This is a genomic window from Aeromonas sp. HMWF014 (assembly GCF_963878295.1).
GTDB classification, from domain to species: Bacteria; Pseudomonadota; Gammaproteobacteria; order Enterobacterales; family Aeromonadaceae; genus Aeromonas; species Aeromonas popoffii.
The window spans coordinates 1-3,104 of sequence record NZ_CAWNYS010000457.1; the positions used below are offsets into that span (position 1 = coordinate 1).

Genomic DNA, 3,104 nt, shown 5'->3' on the forward strand with positions numbered 1-3,104 from the left:
CATGGAATCCCTGCGCCTCGCCGCCAACCGCCAGCTGATGCTGGGGCTGTTCGATTACGAAGCCCACTTCGCCCGCTATCGCAGCGGGGATTTCTATGCCACCCACCGCGATGCCTTCGCCGGTCGCTCCAACCGCCGCCTTACGTCGGTCTTCTATCTCAACAACGACTGGCAACCGGAGGCGGGCGGTGTCCTCAGGGTCTACGACAACGACGAGCAGTTGCTGATGGATGTCTCTCCCAAGGGGGGGCGGCTGGTATTGTTCCTGTCGGAGGAGTTTCCCCACGAGGTGTTGCCCGCCAATCGGGAGCGTTACAGCATCGCCGGCTGGTTTCGGGTCAATGGCAACGGCGTGGGACGCCTGGATCCGCCCCGCTGACGCCTTTTCGTCCAATTTTTGACACTCGGGGGAATTTTTACGGCCAAGAGCCGAGGGATGGGGGGCCCATCAGCTGACAAGGCTTTATTTCCCTTGCTACACTGGCCCGCACTTGGCTTCGTCCGGTTTTTCAGTACGGTTGGATTATCAAATGGTCATGACGAGGCCGCTTTTCCCAAGGGATCACATCTAATGAAGAACATGCATGTCTTGCTGCTGTGCGGCGGCGGTGGTTCAGAGCACGAAGTCTCTCTGCGCAGCGCCAATTTCCTCGAGCAACAACTCGGTTTCCTGCCCGGCGTCGAGGTGACCCGGGTCGAGATGTTCGCTGACCGCTGGCTCTGTGCCGACGGCCGCGAGTGCAAGCTGGGGCTGGACAAGCTGCTCTCGTTTGACAGCGTGGCCCGTCCGGTGGACTACGTGGTGCCCTGCATCCACGGCTACCCGGGTGAGACCGGCGATCTGCAATCTTTCCTCGAACTGGCGGGCCTGCCTTATCTCGGTTGCGATGCCGAGGCGAGCAAGATCTGCTTCAACAAGATCAGCACCAAGCTGTGGCTCTCCGCCATCGGCATCCCCAACACCCCGTACCTGTTCCTGACCGAGCAAAATGAAGCGGCGCTTGCCGAGGCGAAAGCTGCGCTGGCCAAGTGGGGCAAGGTCTTTATCAAGGCCGCCTCCCAGGGTTCTTCCGTGGGCTGCTACTCCGCCAGCAACGAAGCTGACCTGGTGCAGGGCATCAAGGATGCCTTCGGTTACTCCGAGCAGGTGTTGATCGAAAAAGCGGTCAAGCCACGGGAGCTGGAAGTGGCTGTCTACCAGTTCGGTGACGAGCTCATTGCCACCTATCCTGGCGAGATCTGTGTCCCGCAGGACAAGTTCTACACCTATGAAGAGAAGTACAGCAGCGCCAGCCACACGGCGACCAGCCTCACGGCTGAAGGCCTGACCCAGGCGCAGGCCGATGCGATCCACGAGTATGCCCTCAAGGCGTTTCGTCAGCTGAAACTGACCCATCTGTCGCGCATCGACTTCTTCCTGACCGAGGAAGGCGAGATCCTGCTCAATGAAATCAACACCTTCCCCGGCATGACCTCCATCTCCATGTTCCCGAAACTGCTGGAGCATCACGGTCACAGCTTCGCCCACTACCTTGAGCAGATCCTGCGCAAGGCCGCCTGACAGGCTTGCCGATAATGACAGAGGGGCCCACGGGCCCCTCTGTCATTATCGCGGTTGGCGATATCACATGGCTTGCAGGGCGAACAACCAGATATGTGCCCTTGTGGGATCCGCGAGCAGGGCCATGTGCCGACACCCCGGCTTGTCCCGGATGGGGGCCTTGCTGCGCGGCGGACGGCTCGTTACAATCTGCCCCCTTTTTTTCCGCAAAAGTGCACCGCCCGAGCCGCGCCCCCATGAAGCCAATCCCAGATCACGCCGTCAATCGCCTGCGCGCATGGCGCAAGAGCATCTCCACTCGTCCTTTTCTCGCCCGTGGCGGCACAGTGCCACGCTGCGATGCCTGTCAGCTGCGTCGCGACTGGTGCGCCTGCGAATGGCGCCCCGAGCTCAAGGCCGAGGCCGGCTTCTGCCTGCTGATGTATGACAGCGAGCCCATGAAGCCCTCCAACACGGGTCGCCTCATCGCCGATGTGTTGCCGGATACCACCTGGGCCTTCCTCTGGTCGCGTACCAAGCCCCATCCCGATCTGTTGGCACTGCTGGCCGATCCCGCCTGGCAGCCCTATGTGGTGTTCCCCGCGTGTGAGAAAAACCCGGCGCGCGTGACCGAACAGGTCACGCTCGCCCCTGGCAAGAAGCCGCTCTTCATCCTGTTGGATGGTACCTGGCCCGAGGCACGCAAGATGTTCAACATGAGCCCTTATCTGGATGGCTTCCCGGTGTTGGCGGTCAGGCCGGATGCGCTCTCCACCTATGGCATGCGGGTCGCCAACTGCGACGAGCACCTCTGCACCGCCGAAGTGGCGGCCTGCGTGCTGGAGGTGGCCGGTCAGCTGCAGGCAGGGCAGGCGTTGCAGCTCTGGTTCAATCTGTTCAGCCGCCGCTACATGGCCGGTCGCGTAAGCCGGGCACCGGGTGAGGATGAAGTGCAGCTGCAACAGGCGTTGGCCGCGATAAGGGGCGGCGTTCTCACTGAGGTGCTGGTCGATAGTGTCGCCTGATGGCGGCGAAGGGACAAACAAGGTGAGGCCAACAAGAATGATGAAAATCAGGAATCAATTGGCTGCCACTGTTTCGTTAGCCTCATGGACGCGCGCCCTTTAGGATAGCGTTCACGCCTGCTTGTCCGGCGCGTTCACTCAGTCAGTTAAACCCGGGTTGCCCCCGTGTCGGGCACCCCAATCTCGCGAGGCCTATGGATGGAATTGGAACTGTTAACCCTGCTTGCCCTGTTCGGGGTGGCCCTTATCGCCGGCTTTATCGATGCCATCGCCGGCGGTGGTGGCCTCTTGACCGTACCGGCCCTGTTGGCCACCGGCATGCCGCCGGCGCTGGTACTGGGCACCAACAAGCTGCAGAGCAGTTTTGGCTCCTTCTCTGCCACCTGGTTTTTTGCCCGCAAGGGGCTGCTGGAGTGGACCATGATCTGGCCTGCGGTGATCTGCACCTTCATCGGCGCCGCCATCGGCACCCTGGCGGTGCAGACCATAGATGCCGCCATTTTGGAGCGCTTGCTGCCCTTTCTGCTGATGGCATTTGC

4 protein-coding genes are annotated in these 3,104 nt (G+C 61.4%); all 4 read left to right on the forward strand.

What is annotated here, in order from left to right:
* The coding region (locus tag AAC083_RS17915; protein ID WP_181364809.1) for a 2OG-Fe(II) oxygenase at positions 1–379 on the forward strand (379 nt) is incomplete at its 5' end.
* 192 nt (positions 380–571) lie between these two features.
* Positions 572–1,561 carry a D-alanine--D-alanine ligase gene (locus tag AAC083_RS17920; RefSeq protein ID WP_108537322.1) on the forward strand — a complete coding sequence of 330 codons (990 nt, stop codon included), beginning with the start codon at positions 572–574 and terminating at the stop codon, positions 1,559–1,561.
* Positions 1,562–1,797: 236 nt separating this feature from the next.
* Positions 1,798–2,565 (forward strand): tRNA-uridine aminocarboxypropyltransferase, encoded by a 768-nt coding sequence (locus AAC083_RS17925; protein WP_042034835.1) that lies wholly within the window; start codon positions 1,798–1,800, stop codon positions 2,563–2,565.
* A 198-nt stretch (positions 2,566–2,763) separates the two neighbouring features.
* Positions 2,764–3,104: TSUP family transporter (locus tag AAC083_RS17930; protein WP_146181724.1), on the forward strand; the 341-nt coding region annotated here is incomplete at its 3' end.

What these genes read in the sequence shown, in the direction of transcription:
- AAC083_RS17925 (WP_042034835.1), top strand. Translation starts at nt 1,798, where the DNA reads ATGAAGCCAATCCCAGATCACGCCGTCAATCGCCTGCGCGCATGGCGC.
- AAC083_RS17920 (WP_108537322.1), top strand. Translation starts at nt 572, where the DNA reads ATGAAGAACATGCATGTCTTGCTGCTGTGCGGCGGCGGTGGTTCAGAG.